This is a genomic window from Streptomyces virginiae, assembly GCF_041432505.1.
Classification (GTDB): Bacteria; Actinomycetota; Actinomycetes; order Streptomycetales; family Streptomycetaceae; genus Streptomyces; species Streptomyces virginiae_A.
Window position 1 is genome coordinate 619078 of record NZ_CP107871.1, and the last position, 25687, is coordinate 644764.

The 25687-nt window shown below is 69.0% G+C and carries 24 protein-coding genes and 3 pseudogenes; 15 read left to right on the plus strand and 12 right to left on the minus strand.

The genetic code is table 11. The features are described 5' to 3' along the window. Nucleotides 1–8 precede the first annotated feature (8 nt). Together OG624_RS02865 and OG624_RS02870 are read left to right on the plus strand one after the other, a co-directional pair. Complete coding sequence (locus OG624_RS02865) at nucleotides 9–764, plus strand: TetR/AcrR family transcriptional regulator C-terminal domain-containing protein (RefSeq protein ID WP_371639008.1); 756 nt, start codon at nucleotides 9–11, stop codon at nucleotides 762–764. Beyond that, on the plus strand, nucleotides 761–1636 hold the full coding sequence (locus OG624_RS02870) for an alpha/beta fold hydrolase (protein ID WP_033221116.1): 876 nt from the start codon (nucleotides 761–763) through the stop codon (nucleotides 1634–1636). Before OG624_RS02865 ends, OG624_RS02870 begins: the two co-directional genes overlap by 4 nt. A 412-nt stretch (nucleotides 1637–2048) precedes the next feature. On the opposite strand, the gene OG624_RS02875 is transcribed toward OG624_RS02870, so the two are convergent. Together OG624_RS02875 and OG624_RS02880 are read right to left on the minus strand one after the other, a co-directional pair. Continuing rightward, nucleotides 2049–2498, minus strand: coding sequence for a hypothetical protein (locus tag OG624_RS02875; protein ID WP_371639009.1), 450 nt, complete (start codon nucleotides 2496–2498; stop codon nucleotides 2049–2051). 461 nt (nucleotides 2499–2959) lie between these two features. Then, nucleotides 2960–3457, minus strand: a complete 498-nt coding sequence (locus OG624_RS02880) for a hypothetical protein (RefSeq protein ID WP_158711844.1) — start codon at nucleotides 3455–3457, stop codon at nucleotides 2960–2962. Nucleotides 3458–3730: 273 nt separating this feature from the next. Between OG624_RS02880 and OG624_RS02885 the strand changes: the two are divergent. The 4 genes and pseudogenes from OG624_RS02885 to OG624_RS02900 all read left to right on the plus strand — a co-directional run. Continuing rightward, nucleotides 3731–4507: pseudogene (locus OG624_RS02885) on the plus strand (transposase); the annotation flags it as partial. Between the two features lie 936 nt (nucleotides 4508–5443). Further along, nucleotides 5444–5719 (plus strand): hypothetical protein, encoded by a 276-nt coding sequence (locus OG624_RS02890; RefSeq protein ID WP_033221124.1) that lies wholly within the window; start codon nucleotides 5444–5446, stop codon nucleotides 5717–5719. 618 nt (nucleotides 5720–6337) lie between these two features. Beyond that, on the plus strand, nucleotides 6338–6727 hold the full coding sequence (locus tag OG624_RS02895) for a peptidase inhibitor family I36 protein (protein ID WP_033221126.1): 390 nt from the start codon (nucleotides 6338–6340) through the stop codon (nucleotides 6725–6727). Between the two features lie 397 nt (nucleotides 6728–7124). Beyond that, a protein-coding gene (locus OG624_RS02900; protein ID WP_371640823.1) for an IS5 family transposase occupies nucleotides 7125–7939 on the plus strand; the annotation gives its coding sequence in 2 pieces (ribosomal slippage) (nucleotides 7125–7464 and nucleotides 7464–7939; 816 coding nt in all). Between the two features lie 14 nt (nucleotides 7940–7953). On the opposite strand, the gene OG624_RS02905 is transcribed toward OG624_RS02900, so the two are convergent. The 4 genes from OG624_RS02905 to OG624_RS02920 all read right to left on the minus strand — a co-directional run bounded on the left by OG624_RS02905 (nucleotide 7954) and on the right by OG624_RS02920 (nucleotide 10311). Further along, nucleotides 7954–8310 carry a hypothetical protein gene (locus OG624_RS02905; RefSeq protein WP_371639010.1) on the minus strand — a complete coding sequence of 119 codons (357 nt, stop codon included), beginning with the start codon at nucleotides 8308–8310 and terminating at the stop codon, nucleotides 7954–7956. 616 nt (nucleotides 8311–8926) lie between these two features. Further along, complete coding sequence (locus OG624_RS02910) at nucleotides 8927–9400, minus strand: hypothetical protein (RefSeq protein ID WP_371639011.1); 474 nt, start codon at nucleotides 9398–9400, stop codon at nucleotides 8927–8929. Nucleotides 9401–9452: 52 nt separating this feature from the next. Next, nucleotides 9453–9974 carry a hypothetical protein gene (locus OG624_RS02915; protein WP_371639012.1) on the minus strand — a complete coding sequence of 174 codons (522 nt, stop codon included), beginning with the start codon at nucleotides 9972–9974 and terminating at the stop codon, nucleotides 9453–9455. A gap of 118 nt (nucleotides 9975–10092) precedes the next feature. Next, the gene (locus OG624_RS02920) at nucleotides 10093–10311 is read right to left on the minus strand and encodes a hypothetical protein (protein WP_371639013.1); all 219 of its coding nucleotides are present in this window, start codon (nucleotides 10309–10311) and stop codon (nucleotides 10093–10095) included. Between the two features lie 653 nt (nucleotides 10312–10964). Between OG624_RS02920 and OG624_RS02925 the strand changes: the two genes are divergently transcribed. Beyond that, nucleotides 10965–11369: a hypothetical protein gene (locus OG624_RS02925; protein WP_158711845.1), complete on the plus strand. Its 405-nt coding sequence runs from the start codon at nucleotides 10965–10967 to the stop codon at nucleotides 11367–11369. Between the two features lie 688 nt (nucleotides 11370–12057). On the opposite strand, the gene OG624_RS02930 is transcribed toward OG624_RS02925, so the two are convergent. After that, nucleotides 12058–12564: a TspO/MBR family protein gene (locus OG624_RS02930; protein ID WP_033221145.1), complete on the minus strand. Its 507-nt coding sequence runs from the start codon at nucleotides 12562–12564 to the stop codon at nucleotides 12058–12060. Nucleotides 12565–13197: 633 nt separating this feature from the next. After that, complete coding sequence (locus tag OG624_RS02935; RefSeq protein WP_033221147.1) at nucleotides 13198–13827, minus strand: helix-turn-helix domain-containing protein; 630 nt, start codon at nucleotides 13825–13827, stop codon at nucleotides 13198–13200. 145 nt (nucleotides 13828–13972) lie between these two features. On the opposite strand from OG624_RS02935, the pseudogene OG624_RS02940 reads away from it, so the two are divergent. Further along, nucleotides 13973–14957: pseudogene (locus tag OG624_RS02940) on the plus strand (alpha/beta fold hydrolase). A 229-nt stretch (nucleotides 14958–15186) separates the two neighbouring features. On the opposite strand, the gene OG624_RS02945 reads toward OG624_RS02940, so the two are convergent. Next, the gene (locus OG624_RS02945) at nucleotides 15187–15816 is read right to left on the minus strand and encodes a winged helix-turn-helix transcriptional regulator (RefSeq protein WP_033221149.1); all 630 of its coding nucleotides are present in this window, start codon (nucleotides 15814–15816) and stop codon (nucleotides 15187–15189) included. A gap of 81 nt (nucleotides 15817–15897) precedes the next feature. On the opposite strand from OG624_RS02945, the gene OG624_RS02950 reads away from it, so the two are divergent. The 3 genes from OG624_RS02950 to OG624_RS02960 are packed head-to-tail and all read left to right on the plus strand — an operon-like array spanning nucleotide 15898 to nucleotide 18590. Then, entirely contained in the window at nucleotides 15898–16650 is a 753-nt protein-coding gene (locus OG624_RS02950) for an MBL fold metallo-hydrolase (RefSeq protein WP_033221151.1), read from the plus strand. Nucleotides 16651–16676: 26 nt separating this feature from the next. After that, complete coding sequence (locus OG624_RS02955; protein ID WP_033221153.1) at nucleotides 16677–17321, plus strand: NAD(P)-dependent oxidoreductase; 645 nt, start codon at nucleotides 16677–16679, stop codon at nucleotides 17319–17321. A 3-nt stretch (nucleotides 17322–17324) separates the two neighbouring features. Beyond that, nucleotides 17325–18590: a multidrug effflux MFS transporter gene (locus OG624_RS02960; RefSeq protein WP_063734115.1), complete on the plus strand. Its 1266-nt coding sequence runs from the start codon at nucleotides 17325–17327 to the stop codon at nucleotides 18588–18590. Between the two features lie 567 nt (nucleotides 18591–19157). On the opposite strand, the gene OG624_RS02965 is transcribed toward OG624_RS02960, so the two are convergent. Together OG624_RS02965 and OG624_RS02970 are read right to left on the minus strand one after the other, a co-directional pair. Next, a complete protein-coding gene (locus OG624_RS02965) occupies nucleotides 19158–19451 on the minus strand; it encodes a hypothetical protein (protein ID WP_158711846.1) in 294 nt (97 codons plus the stop codon). A 618-nt stretch (nucleotides 19452–20069) separates the two neighbouring features. Beyond that, nucleotides 20070–21227, minus strand: coding sequence for an RNA-guided endonuclease InsQ/TnpB family protein (locus OG624_RS02970; protein ID WP_033221157.1), 1158 nt, complete (start codon nucleotides 21225–21227; stop codon nucleotides 20070–20072). Nucleotides 21228–21250: 23 nt separating this feature from the next. Between OG624_RS02970 and tnpA the strand changes: the two are divergent. The 3 genes and pseudogenes from tnpA to OG624_RS02985 all read left to right on the plus strand — a co-directional run bounded on the left by tnpA (nucleotide 21251) and on the right by OG624_RS02985 (nucleotide 22856). Beyond that, nucleotides 21251–21683: pseudogene (gene tnpA, locus OG624_RS02975) on the plus strand (IS200/IS605 family transposase). A 146-nt stretch (nucleotides 21684–21829) separates the two neighbouring features. Then, nucleotides 21830–21994, plus strand: a complete 165-nt coding sequence (locus OG624_RS02980) for a hypothetical protein (protein WP_158711847.1) — start codon at nucleotides 21830–21832, stop codon at nucleotides 21992–21994. Between the two features lie 637 nt (nucleotides 21995–22631). Beyond that, nucleotides 22632–22856: a hypothetical protein gene (locus OG624_RS02985; RefSeq protein WP_033221159.1), complete on the plus strand. Its 225-nt coding sequence runs from the start codon at nucleotides 22632–22634 to the stop codon at nucleotides 22854–22856. 330 nt (nucleotides 22857–23186) lie between these two features. Here the strand turns inward: OG624_RS02985 and OG624_RS02990 are convergent, their stop codons facing one another. Next, nucleotides 23187–24521, minus strand: a complete 1335-nt coding sequence (locus OG624_RS02990; protein WP_051763322.1) for an alpha/beta hydrolase — start codon at nucleotides 24519–24521, stop codon at nucleotides 23187–23189. A gap of 68 nt (nucleotides 24522–24589) precedes the next feature. Between OG624_RS02990 and OG624_RS02995 the strand changes: the two genes are divergently transcribed. Continuing rightward, nucleotides 24590–25207, plus strand: coding sequence for a TetR/AcrR family transcriptional regulator (locus OG624_RS02995; RefSeq protein ID WP_033221160.1), 618 nt, complete (start codon nucleotides 24590–24592; stop codon nucleotides 25205–25207). Nucleotides 25208–25687 lie beyond the last annotated feature (480 nt).

The following is a 25687-nucleotide window of genomic DNA, read 5'->3' on the forward strand; positions in this document are numbered from 1 at the left end:
GCACCGACATGGCAACCGCCTCCGACCACCGCCCGCCCGCCGGCGTCGCCCCGGGTCCCGCAGCACCCGGTTCCGCCTCGTGGTGGCGGGCACGCTACGCCGAGCGCGACCGGCGCCGCCCCCGCACGGGCGGGCTGACCCTCGCCCGGATCACCGCGGGCGCGCTGGAACTGGCCGACCGCGACGGGCTGGACGCCCTCACGATGCGCAGCCTCGGGGAGCACCTCCAGGTCCGCCACACCTCCCTGTACCGCCATGTGGCGAGCCGGGAGGAGCTTCTGATCGAGACCGTGGACCACATGCTGGGCGAGATCAGACTGCCTTCCCTCGAAGGGGATTGGCGGGCCGGTCTGGAGCAGGGGGCTCGGGAGTTCCGCCGGGTCCTGATCGCCCACCCGGCCCTCGTACCGGCGCTGACCAACGGTCAGTTGCTCGGCCCCAACGCCCTGCGGGCACGTGAACACGCCCTCGGGCAGCTCCTGGCCCAGGGGTGGGCCCCCCGTACGGCCGTGCACGTCTACCTCACGGTCACCCACTTCGTGATCGGCTCCGCCGTGCTCGACACCGGTGGCGCGGCGCGGACCGGCCCGCAGCGCGCGGCGATGGCGGAGCTGTTCGCCGGCCTGTCCCCCCTGACCCACCCGGTCGTTCGCCGCCACGCCGACCTGCTCAACTCCCCCAACGGCGCTGAGGAGTTCACGTTCGGGCTGCGCGTGCTGGTTTCGGGGCTCGGCCACCTGCACACCGAGGAGATCGGAAAATGAAGAGCGCTCGGGTCCTGCCGCCGCTGGACGAATGGACCCGGGGCGGCACCCGCGTCACGGTCGGCGGCCACGGGGTCTTCGTACGCCAGGACGGTCCCCCGGACGGGGTGCCGGTGACCCTGCTCCACGGATTCCCCACCTCCTCCCACGATTGGGCGGCCGTCGTCCCCTCCCTCACCGCGGCTGGACTGCGGGTCACCACCCTGGACTTCCTCGGCTTCGGGGAGAGCGACAAACCACGCCGGCACACGTACTCGGTGCTCCACCAGGCCACGCTGGTCGAGGATGTGTGGCGGCTGTGCGGTATCGGACGCACCGCCCTGGTGGCCCATGACTACGGTGTCAGCGTGGCGCAGGAGCTGCTGGCCCGGGATCCGTCCCGGGTCACCCGCATGGCCTGGCTCAACGGCGGGCTCTACCCCGACCTGCACCGCCCGGTGCTGACCCAACGCCTGCTGCACGGGCCGCTCGGCCCGCTGCTCGCGCCACTGACCACGCGCCGCCGGTTCGGCGCCGCCCTGCGCGGTGTGCTGGGGCGGGAGCTCAGCGACGCGGATGTACGGGAGTTGTGGGCGGCCGCGTCAAGGGCGGGCGGCCACCGGCGCGCGCCACGGCTGCTGCGCTACATCGACGAGCGACGCCGCCACGCCGAGCGCTGGACAGCCTCCCTGGAGGACTACCCCGGCCCGACGCGCTTCGTATGGGGGCCGGCCGATCCCATCAGTGGTGCTCATGTGCTGGCTCGGATCCGCACCAGGCTTCCGCGCGCCTGCGTCGTGGAACTCGCAGGACCGCCCGCCGTCGGGCACTACCCGCAGTTGGAGGATCCGCGGGCGGTGGTCGACGCGCTGCGGTCCTTCCTGGCCTCCTGATGTCCTGCCCCAGCTGGAGGTGGTCGGGGTGGGCCAGGACCTCAACGCCCACCCCACACCAGACGGTGGCCATTCGGTGCGCCTCCCATCGTGTAATCCGGACCGGGGACGGCGGTGGGTGCGCACCGCATCGGGCCCGCCGGCTTCGTCGACTGTCTGCAGCAGGCGCAGCCAGTGCTCCCGGTCCATGGCCGGCACACCCAGTCCCCCAAGCCACCGCACGGGATCCGGTGTTGGCCGGGCGGGGCGCAGGAGGTGCAGGGCGCCCGAGCGCCACGCGCCGGCCAGAACCACCGTCCCGGCCGGCAGGCTCAGGGCGGTCACCGGCACATGAAGGCTTCCGTGCCGATGCGGACCTGTCGGCTGGTCCCGATGCTGTCGAGGCGGATCCGGTGGATGTACCAGCGGTCGATCAAGGTGTCCCGGTCCACGGGCACCGACACGCCCAGAACAGGTTCGCGGCCGCCCTGGTCCCAGACGGCGCGACGGCCTGGTCCAGGTGCACGCGCAGCCCGCCCTCCTTGAACCGGATGTCGAGGACCGACCCGATCTCTGCTCCGTCCGGCCGGGCGAAGTCGAATTCGACCATGTCCCCGGGGTGGCCGGCCGCGCGGAGCCAGGCGACGGCCGCGGCCTTCACGTACAGGTGGTCCGCGCTCGCCACCCTGCGGGCACGCCGGCCGCACCGGTGCGAAGACGCGTCCGCACCCGGGTGGTGGGCGAAGTGGCAGACGCGATCGGTGTACAGCTTCGTCGTCAGCTGGACGCCGCAACCGCCGAGGAGCAGTCCGCACCAGAACGTGTCGTGCTCGTGCCGCTTGCGGAAGGCGTCCAGCTCGATCGCCTCCAGCGGCAGCGTCAACGGATCCTCCGACGCCGCCCCGCCCAGAACCGCTGTCTGAATCTGCCGGTAGTCACCCCGCACGAATCCCGCCCCAGCTCAGCGTGCCACCCACTCCCGATTGCGGAGAGCCGCAGGAAGACACCAGCAGATCCCACTTTGCCGAGGTGGTTCGCCGCGGCCACACGCTGTGCAGCTCGTGTACCACCCTGGCCCGGCAGGAGTCGGAAGCGTGATGCCCGCGAGATGCTCAACCCTGGCCGGCGTTGGTCACGCAAGGCGGAACCGACAGTCACTCGGTGGCGGCGAATCTGCACGGCGGAGCCGGTCGAGCGACGGGCGACGAGAATTGCCCGAACCGCGGGTGGTCGAGGCTTCCGAATGAACTCCCATCGCCGACCGGTTGGCGAAGGGCAGGGGCTGTAGGAGTCGAGACGCGGAGGGGGTCGGCTGCGGCGGGGCGAGTGGTGATTGCCGCAGCATCACCAGCTGCGCGTGGTGAGGGTCTCGGTGGCAGGGTTGCTGATTTTGACTGTCCCGTGGTCGTTGTACTCGCGGGAGTGCCAGTCGACGAACGCTTTGGCCACCTTTTTGGCCTTTGGTACGTCGGGTGAGTCGGAGTCGCGGAGTTCGCGGTCGAGGTTTGTGATGATCCGGATGGAGGCAGGTGGGCCGGCCTGTTCTGTAATTACATGCATGGAGATGGCCAGGAGGTCCTTGGCAGCTTCGTCTTGTGCCAGGTGTTTGCGGAACTCTTCGGTGGCGGGGTCGCCGTTGCCTGGCCAGTTCGATGTTGGAGCGGACGCGGAGGGTGCAGCATCGGGTGCGTCGTCGTTCCCGTTGCTGCAGGCCACTGCAGCGGTGGCGAAGAGAGCGGTGGCTGCTGCGCTGAGCCCGAGTAGTCGGCGGCGGTTGCTGTGCGAGGGCCGTCGGCCGGCATCCGGTAATGCGGCGGAGTCGTTCTGGGCACTGAGCTTCATGTCATTCCGTTTCCTCGGCGGATCTCCTGCATGAGGGACGTGGTCTCCTCTGCACAGGTTCCCGGCGGGGCGCCGGAACACGTCCCGGCGCCCCGCCGGGAGCGGTCATCCCTTGTTGCCGAGCTTCCAGCCTATGTGTGCGACGCCGACCGACCCGTTCAGCGAGCAGGTGGCGTAGGAGACGCCTTCGTGGACCCAGTCTCCGTATATGACGAAGGTGCGTCCGTTGTTGGCGATGCAGGTGACCTCGGCACGGAACCGAGACGTTACGCCCTGACCCAGTTCCACCCCAGCCTCGAGCGGGTGCTGGGCCCGCGCCTGGACCACGCCGCCGTCACCTGGCTCCTCGAGCGCTACGGATCCCCGGCCGCACTACGGAAGGCCGGCCGTCGCAGACTCGTCGAGGTGATCCGGCCCAAGGCCCCCGCGCATGGCTGCCCGGCTGATCGACGACGTCTTCGACGCCCTCGACGAGCAGACCGTAGTGGTCCCGGAAACCGGCACCCTCGACGTGGTCATCCCGTCGCCGGCCCGCTCGCCGGCCGCGGTCCACGACCAGCGCCGGGCCCTGGAAGCCCAGATCAACAGCCTGCTGGAGGCTCACCCTCTTTCACCAGGTCCTGACTTCGATGCCGGGAGTCGGAGTCAGGACCGCCGCCGTCCTGCTGGTCACCGTCGGCGACGGCACTGGCTTTGCCAGTGCCGCCCACCTCGCCTCGTACGCCGGCCTCGCCCCCACGACCAGGTCGTCGGGAACCTCGATTCATGGTGAGCACGCACCACGAGGCGGAAACCGGCAGCTCAAACGCGCAATGTTCCTCTCCGCCTTCGCCTGCATGAACGCCGACCCGGCCTCCCGCGCCTACTACGACCGGCAACGAGCCCGCGGCAAAACCCACACCCAGGCCCTCCTGCGACTCGCCCGCCAACGCATCAGCGTCCCGTTCGCCATGGCTCCGCGACGGCACCTTCTACGAATCCCGGACCCCCGACGTCACTCTCGCCGCAAGACCAGCCCAAACACCCGCATACCCGGCGACACGTCCTTGACGAGGGACATAGAGACACCCCCGCCGCCCTTGCATGAGCCGTCCGCGTGTCGGCACATCCCATAGGTATGGGTACTCATGTGCGGGGCTGCTGGTGCTGCCTATTTTCAGAGGATGCCCACAGATTCGACACCATCACAGCCCACCGTGGGGAAGCACGGCTGGTGCTGCTGCCTGTTGCCGGCCGTGCTCCCCGTTGTCTGGCTGCTTGCCGCCGCTCTCCTGCCAGGAGAGGTGGGTGAGGCTGTGGGGTGGGCACCGGTCTGGCTAGTGGCCGTGCTGTGGAATGGCGAAGGCGGTCAGGGCGGCATCAGCCACCTACTCGGCTAGCGACGCTCATCACTGGCCGTTCCCCCCGAACAGCTGGCGCGAAGTGAAGTACCTTCCCCGCGGCCCAAGGACGATCCCTCGGCGAGCACCCCGACTGCCGGGTGGCAGCCTCCTACGCCTGTGACCCCTCGAGCTGGCGGCTACAGCGACGCACCGCCCTTCTGACCGCACCTTCGGGGCGCTGCGGATGTGCGCTGCCGCTCCTACTTCCGCCCCGGGTAACCCGCCTGACGTCCGAGGCAAGCCTCTCGCCGGCAGCGTCGGCAAGCCCAAGGCGATCCTGAGCAAGGGGCCCGGCGCGAGGACAGTGGCTGGGCCCGTTGTCTCGGCCAGGGTTGCGTTGCCGTCCGTGATTCTGCCGGGCGCAGGGTTCGCTAGGGTCGTGTGCAGTCCGCGCCGGCGTGGGTGCGTGGAACAGGGCCGGTGCCCAGAGCGCTCTGGGGCAGTACGACCGGACCGTCCTCGGCCCCGGTACTCCGGCAACGGAGCACCGGGGCCGCTCTGTGTGCGAGAACGAGAACGCACAGAAGCGCTGCTAGAAGAGGAAGCCGGCGCCTGACGACCACAGCGGGGCCGGACAGGAGCACCCTGTCCACCTCGCTGCCCGTTGGACAGGGATGAGGAGTTGCTGCGCGGCTGGGTCTACGGCACGGACCACGACGACCCGAATCCGAGCCTGCGGGCCGGCTGGGACTACGCCGAGCTGGTCGGCGGCTCGCTGGACGGCCGACTGCTCGACATCACCGGCTGGAGCGCGGACGAGATCCAGCCGGGCGTCGCGCTGATGACCCAGCTCGGGCAGTTCGGCCTCGGCGGCCGGGCCCGGTACGATCTGCGCCCCGGCGAGCGGAACCGATGGGACTGGTCGGGTGATCCACCCTGAACGGGGCCTCGCGACCGGCGGCACACGGCCGCCCCAGCACCGCCCGGCGCCGGCCGACTTCGCACGGAAGACGCTCGACTTCGGCCGGCCCATACCGTCCGGCCGCTCAGCACAGCCCAGCGAGGGCAACACAGCAGCGACCGCCCGAGCAACACACGGAGCGGGCGCGAAGGGTCTGGTCACCTGGCACGTGAACGTCTCCCGGTCCGCAGTCGACGACGGGCAAGACTTCCTTCAGGTTCAGCCATGATCGTGCTCTCGTCCGACAACCAGCCGGCCTGGCCTCCGACGGGCCATCGTCCGAGCTCACGAGCATCTGACACCTCTCCCTCGTGCTTGTGGCATTACCGATTGACACCGGTGCGAAGTGGAGCACTACCGATCCGGCTCGTACGAACGGCCCCTCAAGAATCGGTGGACGACAAACCGCTCACATGGGAAGTTCCGGCTCTGATAGCACGAAGAGCCTCGAACATGCCTCATGGTGAACGAAGTTCAACGAACTGGCTGATTCAGCCGTAGCCGCTCAATCGGTGTACCCACCAGACTTCTCGGTGGCAGCCCGAGCCTCGACGGTCAGGCCACCACGGCAATCTCGCCTCAGTAGAAGGAGGGGTAATGAACCGTCGGACAAAGTTCACCCTGGCCGTAACGACCGGACTCGTCGGTGCAGCGCTTGCACTCGCGCCCGCGGCCCAGGCCGACGACGTCTCGATCAGCGGCTACGACAACTGCGCGTCCGGCTGGATCTGCTTCTACTCGGAGAAGGACGGAGGCGGACAGAAATGCCAGTGGTCCCAGAACTCCACCGACACCCGTTCCCAGTGTTCATGGATGCGAGCCGGCACGAACACCCGGTCCGTCTACAACCGAACCAATAGCAGGTTCCACTACTACCACAACGTCAACTACACGAATCGGATCGGCAGCACCACCGCCGGCAACAAGGGAAATCTCGCGGGGACCTACACCATCGGCTCCCTCTGCGCCGGCTCCTGCCCGGGCTGACATCGACCTCCGGTGCGTGCGCCGGTACGAGATCCAGACCGGCGCCGCGCTGATGACCGAGATCGGGAAGTTCGGCACCCGGCGGCCGAGCCCGGTACGACCTGCACCCCGGAGAGCGGCGCCGCGGGGACTGGTCCGGCCACACACCCTGACCGGTCGGCGGGTGACACCTACGTCCTGTCGCCCGTTGCTCCCACAAGTCTGCACTGCCGTCACCTGAAGAGATCGACGCCGCCCGCACGCCCAAGGGCGGATGGACGCGTGCCGTGCCCAGCTCGCGAATGGGGCGTTCCAGCTGATCGCACGCTACGAGACCGGCCAGCAGGCCCACGCGCCCGCGTCCCCGTTTGGACGTCGTTTCTTATGGCGTGATCATTCGTTGTTCCGTGCATGACGGATCTGGTTGGCGCCGGAGGAGTTGTGGGTGTTGTTCCGGCGGGTTGTGCCACCGACTGAGGTGATACGTCCGCAGGGTGGCGGCCGACGCCGGGCGGGTGACCGCGAGGTCCTGGCCGCGATCATCTTCGTGGCGACGTCGGGCTGCACCTGGCGGCAGTCGCCGCCGGTGTTCGGTCCGGCCTGGCAGACGGTCTATCGGCGGTTCGCGCGGTGGAGCCGGGAGCGGGTCTGGGCCCGGCTCCACCGCGTGATCCTCGACGAGTTCGGGGCGCGGGGTGAGCTGGACTGGTCGAGGTGTGCGATCGACTCGGTCAGCCTGCGGGCGGCAAAAGGGAGCCTTTGACGGGACCGAATCCGACCGACCGCGGCAAACTCGGATCGAAGATCCACCTGATCTGCGACCGTAACGGACTGCCCCTGTCCCTGGGCATCTCCAGCGCGAACATGCACGACAGTCAGGGCCTGGAGCCGCTCGTCCGCGGTATCCCGCCCATCCGCTCCCGCCGCGGCCCCCAGCGCCGGATGCAGGCGAAACTGCACGCCGACAAGGGCTACGACTACGACCACCTGCGCCGCTGGCTCCGTGAACGCGGCATCCGTCACCGCATCGCCCGCAAGGGCATCGAATCCTCGAAGCGGCTGGGCCGGCACCGCTGGGTGGTCGAGAGAACCGTGTCCTGGCCGGCCGGCTGCCGACGGCTCCACCGCCGCTACGAACGCAAGGCCGAACACTTCCTCGCCTTCGTCGGCATAGCCGCGGTTCTTATCTCCCACCGCCGCCTTCAGACAGTGAGCCCGAGCGGCACGAAGTGACACCTTGCCTGTGATCAGGCAGGCAGGGCGGTTTTGCGCGATGGTGGATGCCAGATGAAGGCCTTGGCGATCTCGTCCGCGAACGAACGGTGCTGCCATGTGTCGGTGACGTCGGTCCAGTTGCGAAGGACAGCCCTGTTCTCCGCCTTGGGTATCTCTCGGTCGTAGACAAGATCGAACGAGTAGACACGGCCGTCCTCGTCTATGCACTGGCCGAACTCATGGCCACCCCCGTCCGGGAAGAGGTTGACCAGCACGGTCGTCGCCGGGTCGAGTCCCTGGTCTTCGAGGAGGCTCCTGAGCCGCCTCCAGAGGTCGAACGGGCTCGTGCGCAGAAGGTCCGTGTTCTGAACATATGCAGCCTGGGACATAGAACCCGATCTTGTGTCACCAGCATCGAAACCGCCAGTCCTTACAGGTGGACATCCCAAAAGAAACGACGTCTAAGAGGCAGCCGCTGCCCGGCACCGCGTCCTGCATGTCGGCGCCTACGCGCGCGGCGCCGACGTTCGGCAACCCGCACGCACTCACTTCTTGGGACGCGGAGGTCCCAGCGCTGCCATGGCACACCGTCCCGACCCGCGCGCGTGGCGGCGTCAGGTCGGCCGGAGCGCAGGTCCCGGCGGCGGGGAAGGCACTGACCGGATCCGATTGTGGCGCGCGTTTGCACGCCACAGGGCCAGGGAGAGGATCGGAAGGGGAATGCTCGACTTAGCATTCAGATTGGTCCGACGCATTAGAACCCAACCCAGGAAATCTCGTCACCACAGTCGATTTTCAAATTCTCGCCGGGATCGCCGCGTCGCATACGCCATCTTGATCCATTCGAACATACGGGGAGATCTAAATCTTCAGGGTAAGGCGTAATTCGAGGGTCTCTGCCGCTGCCGCCGTAATGGTCTCGGTCGCGGCCTTGGCCGTCATCTTGGCTCCCTCTGCCCAGGCAGCCGCGCCCACCGATGCGGAGATCAGCGCAGCGCTCCAGCGTCACAACGACGGCACGTGGACACAGGCGGACGTCGATCTCGTCCGCTCCGTGCCCGAACTCGCGGCCATCGTCCCTGACGTGACGCGGGCCCAGGAAATCACCACCAAATCCGTCCAGTTCTCGGCCGACGGCACTGCTGTGGACGCGGCCGCCCGGACGCGGACGCGGACGAGCGCCGGGGATTGGGCAGCGGCGACGGCCAGGAGGTCACCGAGCGCGGCGGCATCACCGGCGCCGGAGGCTTGTCCGGCGCGGCCCAGGAGTGCGGAGGCCTCCCGGATCCGGTGCTCGGCGAGCGCCCAGTCCGCAGGGGCGGCGTGCGGGTTGAAGCGCTCGCGGACCCGGGGCAAGGACAGGTCGTAGGCGAGGGTCGAACCGGTGAACCACACCGGGCTGATACCGCAGTCCGCGCAGTCCCCGGGTAGGGCGAAGGCTCGGACGGCGACGCCGGCGATGATGCCGGGCAGCTCCATGCTCTCGGCCCGAGGTCGTCCAAGTTCTACGGCCCCGGACGCGCGAGCGTGCTCAGCAACCGCCCTCGCAGCAGTAACAAGTTCCCGCACAGCAAATCAGGCAGGTGACCAGGCACAAGCTGCACCCGTAGATACAGCAGTGCGCACAGGGATCTTCCAGGATTTCTTCAAGCTGCTCATCGCTTAGGTCAATCAGTTCTTCCAAGCTCAGGCTGGGCTTCCTGATTCTGTCGAGAACACGCTGAATTCGCACCCTCCTCACCTCGTCCGGAGCCTCGTCTCGGGCTCGTTCAAGTACAGGAACGATTTCGTCTTCGTCTCGAAGCCCCTCGAGTCGGGCGAGGACCTCGACCCCGTAGTCGTCCATCCTCTCAGCCTTCCTCGCCATACGACGCAAGTCCGGCATCAAATCTTCGACAACGCCTTCCGGGGCGTCGCGTTTGACTGCCTCAATCACCAAAGCTTTCATGTAATTCGGAAGGAACCAGCGATCCGTCACGATGGCATCAGGAACCGCCTTCGTGGGATTTAGGGATGCGATCGCGGCCTTTCGGGCCTCTTCGTGGTCGATCATCCACTGGATGGTTGCGCGAATCATGGGTTGCTCCCGAGTGATTTGCCGACGTTTCCGCCCCACTCTCCTCCCCCAAGATCTCGACCAATGCTGCACACGACCGAAGCTACGCGGAACTTCACCCGCCGGCGCCTACCACTGTGTCGAACTTGCCGCCGCCGATGGAGGCGTCGACCAGGGTGTGCGGGGGTTCGGCGTTCCGGTGGATGGCGGCGATCTGGCCGCCGGCGTCGATTGCGGCCCGGCGGGCGCGCGACTGCCGCCAGGCCGTCGTGCGGCACTTCGCTGTGCAGGACCGCGGGACTTCCTCGACTCTGGCGGGGGCGTGCTGCCGCACCGGGAGCACCGTCGAGTCGGCGGGCCATCTGCGGCCAGTCCGCGCCTTGCATCAGCACGGCCAGAACGTCGTCACAGAGGTCACCGCGCAGCTGGTCGACAGTCCAGACCGGCACCATCGCCCCGGCCTGGATTGGGCGCAACAGCGGGGAGCGGCCCGAAGGCGTACGCAGGAGCAAGCGAGAGGGGGAAACGGGGCGGAGCGCGTCGCCGGCTGGCCCTTCGCCGCCCCGATTCGGTTCCGCGCGGCCGCAACCGCACGGGCGTCCGCCGATCGCGTCCGCGGCCTTGCCGGGCCTGGACACGCGGATCCCCCTAGAGCGGGGAGGCCTGCCTCGCCGACGCCTCCGACGCCCATGGCCTGTATCGCGCACACCCTCGCGGCTCTGGGTGCCGACCACACCCTCGCTGCCGACCCGGATGTCCTGCAACATCTCCAGGACACGGCCCACCGCACGCTGCGGGCCGCAGTACGACCCAAGGCGGCGACTCGTAATAGAACTTACATTCTGTAAGAGAATTTATTCTCGAAATTTTCGACCGCCGAAAATGCGGATTAAGGACTATCTCGTGGACTCATTGTCCGGATAGCATCGGCCGGGCTCGTGATCGGCGAGCGCAATCCTGCGGAGCCTCGAGAAAGAGCGCAGAGATATGACGACTGAAACACGGAAACCGGAATCGGCGGGCGCCGCGTCGCGACCGCGCCGGCGGCCGATCCGGCGCACGGTGACGTCGGCCCTGCTCAGCATGGCCATGGCCGGCACCCTGGCGATGGTGACGCCCGGCACCGCAGAGGCGGTCACAGTCCGCCCCGGGGCCAAGTGGGGACAGGTGGACGTCCTCCTCGACACGTACGAGACAGAGCAGGTGCGGCGCAGCTTCTGGGCGGCGACCGTGGTCTGCTGGAACTCGGGGGTCGGCGGTGCACTCCTGTCGATCGGGGTGTGCCAGACGGCGATCACCGTGTGCGCCGCCCAGGCGTACTACGCGAGCCCGCGGAGGCGGGCCGGTATGACCGTGACATTCTGGGGTCAGTACTGGTGCTGGAAGTACTGACCGCATTCCGCCGGTCGTTCGACAGTGAATCGAATTCGGATACGAATGGGGAGAGGCGGTTCCCGGCTCGACCGGACCCCCCGGGCCGATTTCAAATTCCCGGCGGGCGGGTGATCCGATCCGCCGGGGACCGCCGAACGGCCCCGGCACAGGTCGCAGCGGCAAGGGCTGAACCACGCCACGCCAGCCGCTTTCCGCAGTCCCTGTGTCTGCTCTCCGCCCCCACATTCAGCGGAGGCGTGAGCAGAGGCCCATGTTTCCCGCACCGAACGGCAGGTTGGAATGCGGCCCGGCCGGAAGGATGATGCCGAGATCGTGAAGCAACTCCCACAGCGTCGGCACCGGTTGGAACCTCTACACGGCCGGGGTTCTGGTGGCACCCAGAACCCCGGCCGCACTCGCGTACGGCCTCCGGCAGAACCGGAGAGTCGTCTCATGCCCCAATCGTCGCGCTCCCCTGACGAATAGCCTCCATGGCATGGACCAGCGCAGCCCGGCGGTCAAGACTCATCGGACGTCGCACCAGCCCCCTCCCCCGTGCATGGCGTGCAGGGCCGTCCGGGCCGGCGCCCTCTGCAGGCGGTAAAGGGCCTCGGAGGCGGCGCGCTCCCCGCACGGCGTGCCCCGGGCCGCGCGTAGGCGGTGACGGCGTCGAGGGAGAGCTCCGGCCGGTCGGATGACGCGCGCGTCAGGGGTTGCGGCGGGTGAGTGAGGCGTTCAGGGCGGTGGCGAAGGCGCACCAGGCGGTGTAGGGCAGCAAGGCGCGGGCGGCGACCAGGTCGACTCGTGCTGTGCAGCGGATGAGTGCGGCGTTGCTGAGGTCGAGTACCAGCGTGCCGGCCAGCGCGGCCCGCGGGCTGCGGCGTCGGAAGAACAGCCAGGTCCATCCGGCGTTGAGAACAAGGTTCACCCCGAACAAGGCAGCGGTGCCGGCCCGCTCCCGCCCTTGGGCGCGGCCGAGCGCGTGGCCGGCGGCGAAGGCGATCGACGCATACAACGGCGTCCACACCAGGCCGAACGCCCACGACGGTGGCTGCCAGGCAGGCTTGCGCAGACTGCGGTACCAGTCGCTGTCCGCATCGACGGCCACAGCGCCCGCCGTGGCGGCCGCCGCTACCGCGGCGGCGGCTACGGTGTACCGCTTCCAAGAACCGGATGGTGCAACGGAACTGGAGTGCTCACTGATCAGCCTCATGTGAACATGCTTCCCTTTCAGCTGTCGGATCTCATCGAACCACTGCCCGGCGCGTCGGACGTCGCTGCTCGTCTGCACAACCGGAGTCGTCACGGGCGACGGCGCTGTACGTGCCCCAAGGCCGTGTGCGTGCTGCGCTCGTGCCGCGTCACCGCTGTCGACGGCCCCCATGGATCGGCAAGATCGTCCAGGAGGGTGGTGCCCAGAGCGAAGGGCGCCGCATCGTCGGCGCCGTCGGTGCCGGCCGCAAGTAGCCGAGGCAGCACGCGTTCGTCCGCCGCGCGCACCGCATCGACGAAGGCAGCGATCAGCGAATGCGAGGTGGCGGATGTGGGCCGGCCACACCCGCGTCATGATCAGGTCCGTCGTCATCGGGCACAGCGTCCACGGGGTCGTCAGGGTGTGCTCGGAGAGCAGGTTCTCCAGCAGCGCGCCGGTCGACATGTGGGCGTGTCAGGAGCTCCTGGCCGTCATGCGGCAAGAGCTCGAAGGCAACGAAGTGGGCCGGCCGACGGGCTGTGAGGAGGGCGGCGGCACACAGGCCCGGGTGGCTGCCCGGGACTGCAACGCCTCGCGCGGCACACGGCCCGCCCCGGCGTACCCGAAGCCGCTGGTGTCGTATCCGGGCGCTGCTCATTCAGCTGCCTTCCTGTCACCGGTCCCGCGGCCGGCGGCCGGCGGGGTCCGCAGCCGTGGACGTTCTCCTTGAGGCCCGAACATGATCAGATACTCGACCGGTCCGGCGGATCCGGCGTTCGCGACTCCGTGAGGGGTGCGGGTGTCGAACTCGACGATCTCCCCGGCAGTCAGGACGAGATCCTGGTTTCCGAGTGCGAGCCACAACCGCCCGTACAGGACGCACAGCCACTCGTAGCCCTCGTGGGACACCTGTCGGGGCCGTCCGGGCGGCTCTGCGACGGCAGGCAGGACATGCTTGTGAGCGTGCAGGCCGCCGACGTATGAGGTCAGTGGCAACACCGCCTTGTCGTCGCCGAAGCTGTGCGGCGCCGTGCTGCGGGGCTCGGCCACAGGGACAGGTGCGGTGCCGGCCAGTTCGTCCAGGGCGACTGCGTATTCCTTCGCCAATTGCAGCACCACCTCCAGGGTGGGCTTGCGCCGACCGGTCTCGATCCGCGACAGCGTGCTGGGCGAGATGCCGGTCGCGCGGCTGACATCGGCGAGTGTGACGCCCCGGCGCTCGCGCACGACCCGCAGCCGCGGACCCATCGCCGCCAACGTCTGGCGCACATCGTCACTTGCCACCGTCCTCGATCCTTCCCGTCGTGTCGCTTCACCGCCCTGTCCTGCAACCTTGCCAGAACGGCAACGCTGATCGCGCCGAGCGGGCGCAGCGCCGCATGATCGACGGGTTCCCGCCGACCGCCCGCGAACCGAGGAGAAGTCCCCCATGCGATCCGAGCCGACCGCCGCACTCCGCCACCGCACCGTCGAGACCGGCCGGGCGCCTGCACCTGGTCGAGCAGGGCACCGGCCCGCTGGTCCTGCTCGTGCACGGCTTCCCCGAGTCCTGGTACTCCTGGCGCCACCAGCTCCCGGCCCTCGCCGCCGCCGGCTACCGGGCGGTGGCGATCGACGTACGGGGCTACGGCCGCTCCTCCAAACCCGCCGAGACCGACCCATACCGACAGGTGGACCTGGTGGAGGACAACGTCGCCCTCGTGCACGCCCTCGGCGAGGAGAACGCGGTGGTCGTCGGCCACGACTGGGGCTCCAGCATCGCCGCCACCTCCGCCCTGCTCCACCCCGGAATCTTCCGCGCCGTCGGCCTGCTGAGCGTCCCGTACGCGCCGCCCGGCGGCCCCCGCCCCAGTGACATCTTCGGCCGGATCGGCGGCCCCGAGCAGGAGTTCTACGTCTCCTACTTCCAGGAGCCCGGCCGCGCCGAGACGGAGATCGAGCCCGACGTGCGGGGCTGGCTCGCGGGCTTCTACGCCGCCCTGTCCGCCGACACCATGCCCGCCCAGGGCGAACCCGACCCGCACTTCGTCGCCCACGGCGGCCTGCTGCGTGACCGTTTTCCCGCCGGCATCCTCCCCACCTGGCTGACCGAGGACGACCTCGACGTCTACGCCGGAGAGTTCGAGCGCACGGGTCTGACGGGCGCCCTCAACCGCTACCGCAACGTGGACCGCGACTGGGAGGACCTCGCCCCCCACCGCGGAGCCCCGATCAAGCAGCCATCCCTGTTCATCGGCGGCACCCTGGACGCCTCCACCACCTGGATGTCCGACGCCATCGACGCCTACCCCACCACCCTCCCCGGCCTGACCACCTCCCACCTGCTGGAAGGCTGCGGCCACTGGATCCAGCAGGAACGCCCCGAGGAGATCAACCACCTGCTGACCGGCTGGCTCAGCACCCTCACGGGTTGAACCGCCGGTCACGGCCGACGACGGTCTGCCGCTGCGGCCCAAGCCCGTACGCGTCCGCCGGTCCGAGGACCCGCTCGCCCCCGAGGAGATCGACCCCGGGAGCGGCTCCAGGCCGAGCCCCGCCCGAGCGCCGAGATGCGGTAGGCCCGCCCACGACCTGCCCTGATCCCATGATCGCCGGCTTGGCGTTTACCGCTGTACCGATGTTCCTACCGGTCTCACACCCGGATCAGCGGGGCAGGATGCGCAGTACTGCCTCGCGTTCGCCGCTGAGCCGCAGGCCTTGCTGTACTGCGGCGTTCAGATCGAGGTCGCCGAGCAGGGTCGCGGCGAGCAGGTGCGGCGGTCCGGTCAGTGACGCGGTGGGGTGGTCGACCCGGCCGGCGTGGGTGTGCACAGAGCCGTCCTTGACTTCGATGACCAGGTCTTCGTTGCCGTCGGCGTGCAGTTGCAGGGCGATTGCCGGCTGGTCGGGGCGGTGGTCGGTCAGTGCCCTGGCGGGCATGTCCAGCCAGTGGGTGCGGAAGGTGTCGCTGCCGGCCGGCTCACGCAACAGCGGAATTCCCCATCGGCTCAGTTCCCGCAGCACCGGCTCCAGCTCGCGGCCACGCTCGGTGAGGGAGAACAGGGTGGTGGCCACCGGCGGCGGGGCGGCCTCGCGGTGGATCAGGCCGGCTTCCTCGAGTTCGCGGAGCCGGTCGACCAGCAGGTTGCTGGCGATCCCGGGCAGCCCGTTGCGCAGGTCGGTGTGCCGGCACGGACCCAGGGCGAGCAGTTCGCGGACGATCAGCAGGGTCCATCGGTCGCCGATCGTGTCCAGTGATTTCGCGATGCCGCAGTACTGCCCGTAGGTGCGCATGCCACCACCCTACAACGTGGTGTTGAGATTCAAAACTCTCTTGTTGACTTTCTCAACAACGTCGGTCTAGCGTCGCTGCCCATGACCACCACCCTTTCCGTGCGTCGGCTGGCCTGGGCCGGCGTCGAGATCCGTCTCGGCGACACCCGCCTGCTGATCGACCCGCTCGAGAACGTCGCTCCGCTGGCGCCGGTGATGGGGCCGCCGCACCGGCCGGTCGACCCGGTCGACACCCCGCCCGGCACCCACGCCCTCATCACCCACCTGCACCCCGACCACTACGACCACGACCTGATCGCCCGGATCGCGGCCACCGGCACGATCGGCTGCCACACCCCGAGCGCGGCGGCGCTGCACAAGGCGGGCATCACCCCCGTTGCCCAGGACCTGAGCCAGTCACGCCGCATCGGAGAGCTGACCGTCACCCCGGTGACCTCGCTGGACTGGCGCGGCAACGACTGTGACCAGGTCGCCTGGGTCGTCGAAGGCGCCGGCCGGCGGGTCATCCACTGCGGCGACACCCAGTGGCACGGCAGCTGGTGGCAGATCGCCCGCGACCACGGCCCGTTCGACGTCGCGTTCGTCCCGGTCAACGGCGTCATCGCCCACTTCGAGGGCTACGCGGCCAACGTCCCGGCGACCATGACCCCCGAGCAGGGCGTCGAGGCCGCCGTCGCACTCGGCGCCGACACCGTCTGCGCCATCCACTACGGCCTGTTCCACAACCCGCCGTTCTACACCGAACAACCCGACATCGAGCAGCGCTTCCAGCACGCCGCCGACGAGCGGGGCATCACCGCGGCCATCGTCGCCGACGGCCAGCCCGTCCTGTGACCATCAGAAACAAGGAGCAACAACACATGAAGATCGTCCTGTTCGGTGCCGGCGGCAACATCGGCCGGCCCACCACCGAGGAACTACTGCGGCGCGGCCACACCGTCACCGCGGTCACCCGAGCCGGCCACGTCGACGGCCTCGAGCACAAGGCCCTGACCGTGACCACCGGTGACGTCACCGACCCCGCCGCGGTCGCCGGCCTCGCCGCCTCCCACGACGCCGTACTGTCGGCCGTCGGTCCCCGGATCGGCCAGGAGAACGACCGCGCCACGATCGTCGGTGCCGCCCGTGCGCTGATCGACGGACTCCGCCGAACCGGCATCACCCGCCTGGTCACCATCGGCGGTGCCGGTAGCCTGCGCACGCCGACCGGCGCCCGGGTCATGGACGACCCGGACTTCCCCGCGCTGTGGAAGGCCAATGCCGAGGCCCAGTCCGAAGCTCTCGACCTCTACCGCAGCGTGCACGACCTCGACTGGACGTACGTGTCGCCCGCCGCGGTCATCGGAGCGGGCGAGCGGACCGGGGCCTACCGCAGCGCCGGGGACACCCTGCTCACCGACGACGACGGCAACAGCCGCATCTCGTACGCCGACTACGCGATCGCCTTGGCCGACACGATCGAGAGCGGCACCGCGATCCGCCGCCGCATCACCGTGGCGTACTGAGCCATGAGCAACGACGCCGCCGGCCGGCACACCCAATTCATCGTCCTGCTCGCAGCGCTCGTGGCCCTGGGACCACTGTCCATCGACGGCTACCTGCCCGGGCTGCCGGACCTCGCCGGCGACCTGCGCGCCGGAGCCGCGGCCACCCAGCTCACCATCACCGCCTGTCTGGCCGGGCTGGCCATCGGGCAGCTGATCGCCGGGCCGCTGAGCGACACCTACGGCCGGCGGCGTCCGTTGCTGGCGGGCCTCGCCCTCTACACGATCGCCAGCGCGCTCTGCGCGGTGGCACCCGACGTCCGGACACTCATCGGCCTACGCCTGGTCCAGGGCATCGGCGGGGCGTTCGGCATCGTCATCGCCAACGCCATGGTCCGCGACCGCACCTCCGGAACCCGCACCGCACGTCTCTTCTCCGCACTGACCTTGATCACCGGCCTGGCACCGGTGCTCGCGCCGGTCCTCGGCGGCCAGCTACTGCGCGTCACGGCCTGGCCGGGGATCTTCCTGAGCCTGGCCGTACTCGGCGCCGTGATGCTGGCGGCCTCCGCCGCAGGACTGCCGGAGACCCGGCCCTCCGCATCACGCCGGCCGCTGCCGGCTGTCGTCGGGCAGCTGCTCAGCGACCGGGTCTTCACCGGGTACGTCCTGGCCAACGGCCTGGTCTTCGCGGCGATGTTCGCCTATATCTCCGGCTCGCCGTTCGTCCTGCAGGAAATCCACGGCCTGTCACCGCAGCAGTACAGCGCCGTGTTCGCCGTCAACGCCGCCGGACTCATTGCGGCCGCCCAGATCAACGGCCGGCTGGTGGCCCGGGCCGGCGCCCGCATGCTGCTGCTCGCCGGTCTGCTGGGCGCGACAGCCGGTGGCACCACGGTCCTGGGCGCGGTGCTGACACGGGCACCCCTGCCCGTGCTCCTGATCGGCCTGTTCGTCCTGGTCTCCAGCGTGGGCCTGGTCATGCCGAACGCCTCGGCCCAGGCCCTGGCCGACCACGGCGGACACGCCGGGTCGGCAGCCGCTCTGCTCGGCTTCAGCCAGTTCATGTTCGGCGCGGCACTTGCTCCGCTGGCCGGCGCGGGTGGCGCCACCGACGCCTTGCCGATGGGAATCATCGTCGCCGTGCTGCCGGCACTCGCTCTGCTCACACTCGGCGTCCTCACCCGGTCGATGCCCGGTGAGCGCACTCGCAGACCGGCTCGCCAAGGACGTGCCGGGCACCGGCGACCGCGCCGGCACATCGATCGCAGACGAGCCGGCATCCGGTGAATCGGGCCGGCGTCCGGCGAACAGGGTGATTCCGCGATCAGCGTGACAGACGTACGACGACGGTCGGGTGCAGCGACGCGTGGAACGCGAAAGATCGGCCTCCCGCCGCAACGAGGCAGGACCTCCGCGATCCGCCGGCTCGTCCTCCAAGCCCCGGCACCCATCATCGCGAAGGCACTCGGCTACCACGACAAGACCGCCACCCGCCTGGTCACCGAAGCCGGAGGAACCTGGAGTCGATATGCACCTGGCGACCACACACGCTGACAGGAGCGACGTGGCTGCTCTGGTGAGTACAGACCAACATGGACACTCCGCACTTCCTGCCGATGCCAGAAACATCGCCCACCCCTGCCACACCCTCCCGGACCGGTGGCGAGGGGGTAGGGGGCCCTGCAGGCGCCGGCTTCGGTGGTGGCTGCGGCGGCGGATGCGGCGCCGGCATTGAACCCACTGCCGCGAGCCGACCATGCATGGGGCCGGCTGCGGGCAGCACTTTGAGGTCGATCCTTCCCGGAAATCGCGTGATATGCGGGGAAGGGAAGTTGCCCTGGTATGCCTCACGCATCAGTCGAGCTCCGGATCTCCTGTCACGTCCCCTCGGGTGCGGATGCGGTAGCGGACTCGGGTCCCTTCAGGGCCTTGGGCTCGGATGGCTCCCCAAGGGATCGTCTGGCCGGTCTTCAGCGTGGTGAAGTTGGGGTCCTCGACCACCTGGATGGAGACCCCATTCACCTTCCGGGTCAGGGACAGCACGTCGCGGGGTTCACGGATCTCCACGGACGACTTGTGACCGACCGCCACATGCAGAACGATCAAACCGTTCTGCCCGATGACCTCGCTGTTGTCCCGAACCGCCACCACGCCACCTCTTCCAGTAGGAGTCACCCCGCCATCGGCGTGGCGCTCACATCGCGCCGACGAGCCTAGGGCCGCACTCAAAGGTGGTGGAGTAGCCACACCGCGAACACCACCCCGACCAAGCGCAGCCCGCGTGCTTCGGCAACCTCGAACCCGGGCTGGCGCAACGCGCGGCTAGCTCCGGAAAGCGAGGCGATGACACCATCCGGGTTGCTCGGAGACCAGGCTGGCTGTGGCCGGCACAGTGACGGCGACGGCCATCCATGTCGGCCAGATCATCTAGGAGGCGACGGCAGCCACACCCAGATGGATCAGCTCCACGGCGATGGTCACTACGCCCGGAACCGGCACGAGGATGTTCGCGTCGTCCAAGAGGAAGAACCGCTCCAGCTCGGGCCTGGTCGGCTCCTCGGCGAACCGCTCGTACGCGTCAGCCCGCGGTTGGCCGCGCGTGCTGCCTCCAGTTCCGCCTCCCTCTCCTTCAGCCGAGCCGTCAGCTCAATGTTCGTCCGCTCCAAGTGGGAGACCTGGCGGTCAACTTGACCCGGCCCTGAAGGACCGGGCTTGGAGGTAGCGCCCAACTGGCTGCTGGGTGGACTCCTCCGTCCAGACATCCCGTTATGGGATGGCAGGGACGCGTGACTCACGCCCCGCGGTCCACACGGTTACGCCCTTGCGGGCGATGTTGTGGGACGCGTTGTCGTCCGCGTTCGCCAGGAACCCGCAGGCTCGGCACGCGAACGTCGCTTGTGACCGGCGGTTGCGCCGGTCGATGTGGCCACACTCGGAGCACTGCTGGCTGGTGTACGCCGGATCGACGTACACCAACGGCACGCCGGCCCGCTTCGCCTTGTACTCGGTGAAGGCGGCGAGCTGGGCGAAGACCCACGAGTGCAGTGAAGTCCGCTGGTCCTTGCGGAGCCGTACCCGGCTGCGGATGCCCGTCAAGTCTTCGAGGGCTATTCCGTGGCCGGTGCGTTCAGCGGTGGTGACGATCGTCTTCGAGACGATGTGGTTGATGTCGGCGGTGTGCCGGGCTTCCTTCCGCGAGCGCTTCTTGAGGAGGCGCTTCGCGGACTGGGTTCCCTTGGCCTGGAGCTTGCGGCGGAGTTCGATCTGCCGGGCCCGGTGCCGGTTCAGGCCACGCCCTGCGGCTCGGTAGCCGGTCGAGGTGGTGGCGAGGTTGACGATGCCGAGATCGACGCCGACGAACCCGTCCGGCTCGTGCAGCTCCGGCTCGGGAATGTCGCAGACCGCGACGAGGTAGAACACGCCGTCGCGTTCGATCAGGTCGGACTCGCCCTTGCGGTGCTCGCGCAGCATCTTCAGGGCGTCCGGGGAGCAGGCGAAGCGGACGTTCTTCAGTCGGCCTGCCACCGTCCAGATCGACACCGCCCCGGCGTCGTACTGCCACGACAGACACCGGTCGTCGAACGGCTGCGCCGCCTGCGGCCGGAAGCTGATCGGCTTTGACTCCGCCTTGGTCCGGCGCTTCGAACCCGGCTTGCCGTAATTACCGGCCTTGATGTTCGCCTTGAGCGTGGTGTAGGCGTCGCGGGTCTTCTTGATGACGTCCTGAGCGGCCTGCGCCCCCAGCCCCCGCGCCTTCAACTCCGCATAGGTGTGCTTCCGCAGCTCGTACTCACGCGGAACGCCCTGCTCGAACGCCACACCGGATACCCAGTTCGCGGCCTCGTTGACCGTGCGCAGGGTGGAGCGCAGGGCGGCGGCCTGGTCGGCCTCCGGCAACAGCTTCACCTGCGTCACGAGTTTCATGACCGTGATCGTAGCGCTGGCCTATGTCGCCTCGCTGGGAGTCGGATCCCAATATTCGCAGGGGTGGAACCGTCGTCCAGACCCTCCACGCCCACTTGGTCTTCACGCCCAGGTACCGGCGTGGTCCGTTCACCGACGAGATGCTCACGCGCTGCGAAGAAGTCATGCGCGCCGTGTGTGCGGACTTCGAGACCGAGCTGGTGGAGTTCAACGGCGAACGCGACCACGTACACCTGCTCGTGCATTACCCGCCCAAGGTCGCCCTGTCCCGGCTGGTCGGCTCCCTCAAGGGAGTGTCCGCACGCAGGCTCCGGCAGGAGTTCCCCGACCACATCCGCACACACATACCTGTGGGCAGCACACTTCTGGTCCCCGTCGTACTTCGCGGCGTCGTGTGGCGGGGCACCGCTCGGCATCATCAAGGAGTACGCCGAGCAGCAGAAACGTCCGAACTAGGCTGCGGGTCGGAGCAGTCCAGAGAAGCGATTCCTCCCAGGCCTGAAGGCCTGGGGTTCCTCGCCAGATCCCGCTGAAGTTCCCCACGGGCAGCGCGGGCACCGCGACCGGCTGCAACCCGGCGACCCCGTGCCCCTTCCCCCCATTTGAAGACCGCGCTCAACGACGGCGACGCACAGCCGACCATCCGCACCGTCGCGGTGGGCAAGGGCCGCGACAACATGTGGATCGGCGCCGTCGACGGCCTGCGAATCAACAGGACCATCTACGACTTCGAGGCCACCGGAGCCAAGACACGCCGCGCCGGCTGAACCCGCGACCGGCAGGGCATCGTCGTCCGCAGCCGCGAGGCTGCGGACGACTCGATCCCTCAACCCGCCCGACCCAGCCGACCGGTGGGCCAGAACTCACGAAACCGAGACAGCGTCACCCCTCACGCGACAAAGGCCTCCGGACAGTGATCCCCCACCGGTCTCTCACATGCCCCCGCTGGCAGACCGACCCGATCACGCCTACGGCCCCGCCCGCACCCTGCGGCCCCCACAACCGGTGCCGTTGGACCGAGCCCGCCCGCGGACACGACGAACAGCGGCGAAACGGCCCGTGTGGAATCGGCCCGATCGGACTCCGGATGCACGTCGCCCCCGCCGACCGAAGGAGCCGATCGCCCGCCCCCGGTTGACCGACCCCTTCGACGTGTCCGGCTCCCGGGCCTCAGCGCCACGGCCTTATCGCGCGCCGCGGGGTGGACGAGACGGACGTGGCACGCCGCAGACGTGTGCGGCGTGCCACGGTCTGGCTCGGGATCGCCGGCGCGGCCGGTGCGATACCGATGGCCATCGACGCCACGGAGCACAGGCCCTGGTGGCTCAACCTGACGGTCTCCCTCGTCCTGGCAGGCGTGGGAGCACGCTCGAAGCGGGCGAGAGGGAACTGGGTCAGTACCGGGTGAAGCTCGTCCCCGAGGGCACTCAAGCGCCCGCACCCTTCAAGCCGGACGACTACACGTCCTACTCCCTGACGACGACCACCCGACGGCTCCAACTGTGGGAGTTCGGCTACCTGTCGCAGTGGAGCCACCCGCGGAGGGAACTGCACCTGGCCCTGGAGGGACACGTCGTCGCCATCACCGGGCCCCAAGGCCTGCTCGGCCGGTGCGTCCTGGAGAAATAGGTCGTACCGGACGAACTCGTCCTGGTCTCGAACCGCCTACGCGCCCGCACACCCGGCCGGTCGTGACCCGCATCCGTACGACTCCCCACACCGGCTGAGCCCAACAGAGGCACGGGCGCGGCAGAGCGCGCATCGCCGTGGTCGGCGAAGACGGAGGTGCAGGTGCTCGACCACGACCTCGTGGCCGCGGTCCCGGAGTGCTCGGGCCAGATGTTCGATAGGGCCGCTGGCACTCTTCCGGACCAAGAACTCGTCCTTGGCTGTACTTCGTGCAGGGCCCAGGCGGCTTCGCGTGTCGCCCGTCTTTGCCGGTGACGGGCTGCAACGTCTTCATTTGTGGTCGCGCAGGAAGGTGGGGATCTCGTCGCGGGTCGGGTGGTTCGGCAGGGGCGCCGGCTCGTCCTGGAGGAAGGCGTTGATGACGGCGGCGGCTCGGTGGTTGTTGTCGTCGAGGCCGTTCCACATGTGGTGTCCCACTCCGGGCATGTACTGCGTGCGCTGGATGGCGGGGTCATCGGCGAGGACGGCGGTCGCCCATTTACGGACCTGGGAGGAGCATTCGGCGATCATCAGCATCGCGGGGGTCCGGGACTGCCTCAGTAGCGGTGCGATGGAGGGCGAGGCCTTGACCGTCTGCTGGACGCGGAGGCTGGCGGCGGGGCTGAAGGAGAAGTTCTGTGTGGTGTCCTCGGAGGGGATGCGGTGCGCGTCGCGCGCGCAGTAGGCGGATGCGGTGTCGCTGCCGAGGTCTGCGACGGTGAAGGCGTTGTCGCCTTCGGCCTGTCCGATCAGTCCGGTGTCGGGGGTGAGGAGTCCGAGTCGCATGAGGCCGAATGCCACGGCGTAACGGGGGACGTGCGTCGATCGCGGTCCGGTCGGGGCTGGTGCGAGGCTCCGTGCGGATGCTCGGCCCTTGTGCCCGGTGATGTGTGCGGTGGGGCCGTCCATGGGTCCGGGCTCGGCAACGATCGCCCGGTGCAGGCGTGCGGCGACGCTGGGGTCCGCCAGGGCTCGGGTGAGTACGACTCCGCCTCCGGAGAATCCGAGGATGTCGACCTTGCCCTTGTCCAGGCGGTCGACGAAGGCGGCGAGGTCACGGACCGACCTGGAGATCGTGTACTGGTCCATGGGGAGCAGGTCGCTTCGTCCGCCGCCGGCCTGTTCGTAGGCGTAGACGTCGTAGCCCTGGTGTGCCAGGAGTTGCAGGAACCGGTGGTCTTGCACGGAGATGCCGCGGACGGGGCCTCCGTGGAGGTACACGAACGGGACGGGATGCCGGGGGCCGGGGTTGGCGGGCGGGTAGTGATAGACCGCGACTCGGCTGCCTGTGGCCAGGTTCCAGTGTTGACCATCCACGGACGGCAGCGCGGGCGGGTATCGCCGGGCCGTCGGCACGGTCGGGATGCAGACCGTCGCCGTCAACGCTGCCGCGACGATCACCGGCAGGAACGGCACGAGCCGCGCGGGCCAGGTGCGGTTCCGGCCCCGCCACAGCGCAAGGACAGTCCCGGCCCCGAGGGTTGTGAACCACGCGGCGAGCCCCGAACCTGCCCCGTCCGTGAGGGCGATCAGTACGAGAAAGACGACGACCGGCGTCGCGACGGCGGCCAGGGCCAGGAGTAAGCGTCCGGTGAGGCGGACAAGACGTATGGCGGGCTCGGGCACAGCGGACCTCCGACAGTTTCAGAACACTGTTTCAAAACGACGTTATCAAAGAAGGTAGGCTGCTGCCCGTGGGTAGGCCCAGAACGAACGACGACGCCGTCAAAGAGCGGCTTGTGGAGTGCGCGACCGAGATGCTCGCCACCCGGCCGCGGGATTCGGTGACGGTCCGCGCCGTGGCCGCTGCCGCCGAGGCGTCGACGACGGCGGTGTACTCCCTGTTCGGTGGAAAGGACGGTCTGATCGGCGCAGTGCGCGACAGGGCCGTCGCCGGCCTGTTCCAGGACGTGTCGGCGTTGCAGACCTCAGCGGACCCTCTCTCCGACCTCTACACGCTGGCCGTCACCTACCGTCGTTGGGGGCGCGAACACAGCCACCTGTACACAGTGCTGTTCGGTGGCGTGCAAGCCTTCGACCCGTCGGGGGAGGTCGGTGCCGGTGACCCGATCCGCCCGCTCCTCGCGGCGATCGATCGCGCCTTGACCGCGTCCGTCCTCGCCGGCGACGCAACGGAGATCGCCCTGTCGATCTGGGCCACCCTGCACGGGCTCGTGACGCTCGAACTGGCCGGGGCCCTCGACGCCACCACGGCCGACGCCGCATTCCGCTCGTCGATTCAGGCCACGCTGCGCGGCTGGACGACCGCGGAGGTGTTCCGCGGTCTTCGCCAGGCCGAGCTCGCTCGTTGACAGGATCAAGGCCGATATCCGGGCTCTCCCGATCCTGTTCGAAGCAGTGGTGCGTGGTCGGCGAAGACCGGCATGCCGAGGTCGACCAACATCGCCACGCGCAGCGGCCTCCTTCATCCGGGGGGAGCCGCCCAAGCCACCGGCTCGACCCCGTCCGAGGGTTCGCCCCGTCCAGCCTTCGAACCTGTCGGACTCGCTGCTCGTCCTACGGCCGTCGGCGCCACGGACGGCCGGCACCACCTCGGGTGGCGGGGGCGTGTTTCAAGCGTGGCGGCGACCGCCAGGATGTCACCGAGAGCGGCGACATCACCCGTGCCGGAGGCTTGTCCGGCGCGGCCCAGGAGTGCGGAGGCCTCACGGATCCGATGCTCGGCGAGCCCCCGGTCGGCGGGGGCGACGTGCGGGGTGCAGATCGCGCGGACCCGGGGCAGGGACAGGGCGTGGGCGAGGGTCGAACCGGCGAACCACACCGGGAGGGAC

Excerpts from the sequence above, each read along its gene's own strand:
- OG624_RS02865 (WP_371639008.1), top strand. The coding sequence starts at position 9 with ATGGCAACCGCCTCCGACCACCGCCCGCCCGCCGGCGTCGCCCCGGGT.
- OG624_RS02870 (WP_033221116.1), top strand. The coding sequence starts at position 761 with ATGAAGAGCGCTCGGGTCCTGCCGCCGCTGGACGAATGGACCCGGGGC.
- OG624_RS02880 (WP_158711844.1), bottom strand. The coding sequence starts at position 3,457 with ATGAAGCTCAGTGCCCAGAACGACTCCGCCGCATTACCGGATGCCGGC.
- OG624_RS02895 (WP_033221126.1), top strand. The coding sequence starts at position 6,338 with ATGAACCGTCGGACAAAGTTCACCCTGGCCGTAACGACCGGACTCGTC.
- OG624_RS02905 (WP_371639010.1), bottom strand. The coding sequence starts at position 8,310 with ATGTCCCAGGCTGCATATGTTCAGAACACGGACCTTCTGCGCACGAGC.
- OG624_RS02910 (WP_371639011.1), bottom strand. The coding sequence starts at position 9,400 with ATGGAGCTGCCCGGCATCATCGCCGGCGTCGCCGTCCGAGCCTTCGCC.
- OG624_RS02915 (WP_371639012.1), bottom strand. The coding sequence starts at position 9,974 with ATGATCGACCACGAAGAGGCCCGAAAGGCCGCGATCGCATCCCTAAAT.
- OG624_RS02925 (WP_158711845.1), top strand. The coding sequence starts at position 10,965 with ATGACGACTGAAACACGGAAACCGGAATCGGCGGGCGCCGCGTCGCGA.
- OG624_RS02930 (WP_033221145.1), bottom strand. The coding sequence starts at position 12,564 with ATGAGGCTGATCAGTGAGCACTCCAGTTCCGTTGCACCATCCGGTTCT.
- OG624_RS02945 (WP_033221149.1), bottom strand. The coding sequence starts at position 15,816 with ATGCGCACCTACGGGCAGTACTGCGGCATCGCGAAATCACTGGACACG.
- OG624_RS02950 (WP_033221151.1), top strand. The coding sequence starts at position 15,898 with ATGACCACCACCCTTTCCGTGCGTCGGCTGGCCTGGGCCGGCGTCGAG.
- OG624_RS02955 (WP_033221153.1), top strand. The coding sequence starts at position 16,677 with ATGAAGATCGTCCTGTTCGGTGCCGGCGGCAACATCGGCCGGCCCACC.
- OG624_RS02960 (WP_063734115.1), top strand. The coding sequence starts at position 17,325 with ATGAGCAACGACGCCGCCGGCCGGCACACCCAATTCATCGTCCTGCTC.
- OG624_RS02970 (WP_033221157.1), bottom strand. The coding sequence starts at position 21,227 with ATGAAACTCGTGACGCAGGTGAAGCTGTTGCCGGAGGCCGACCAGGCC.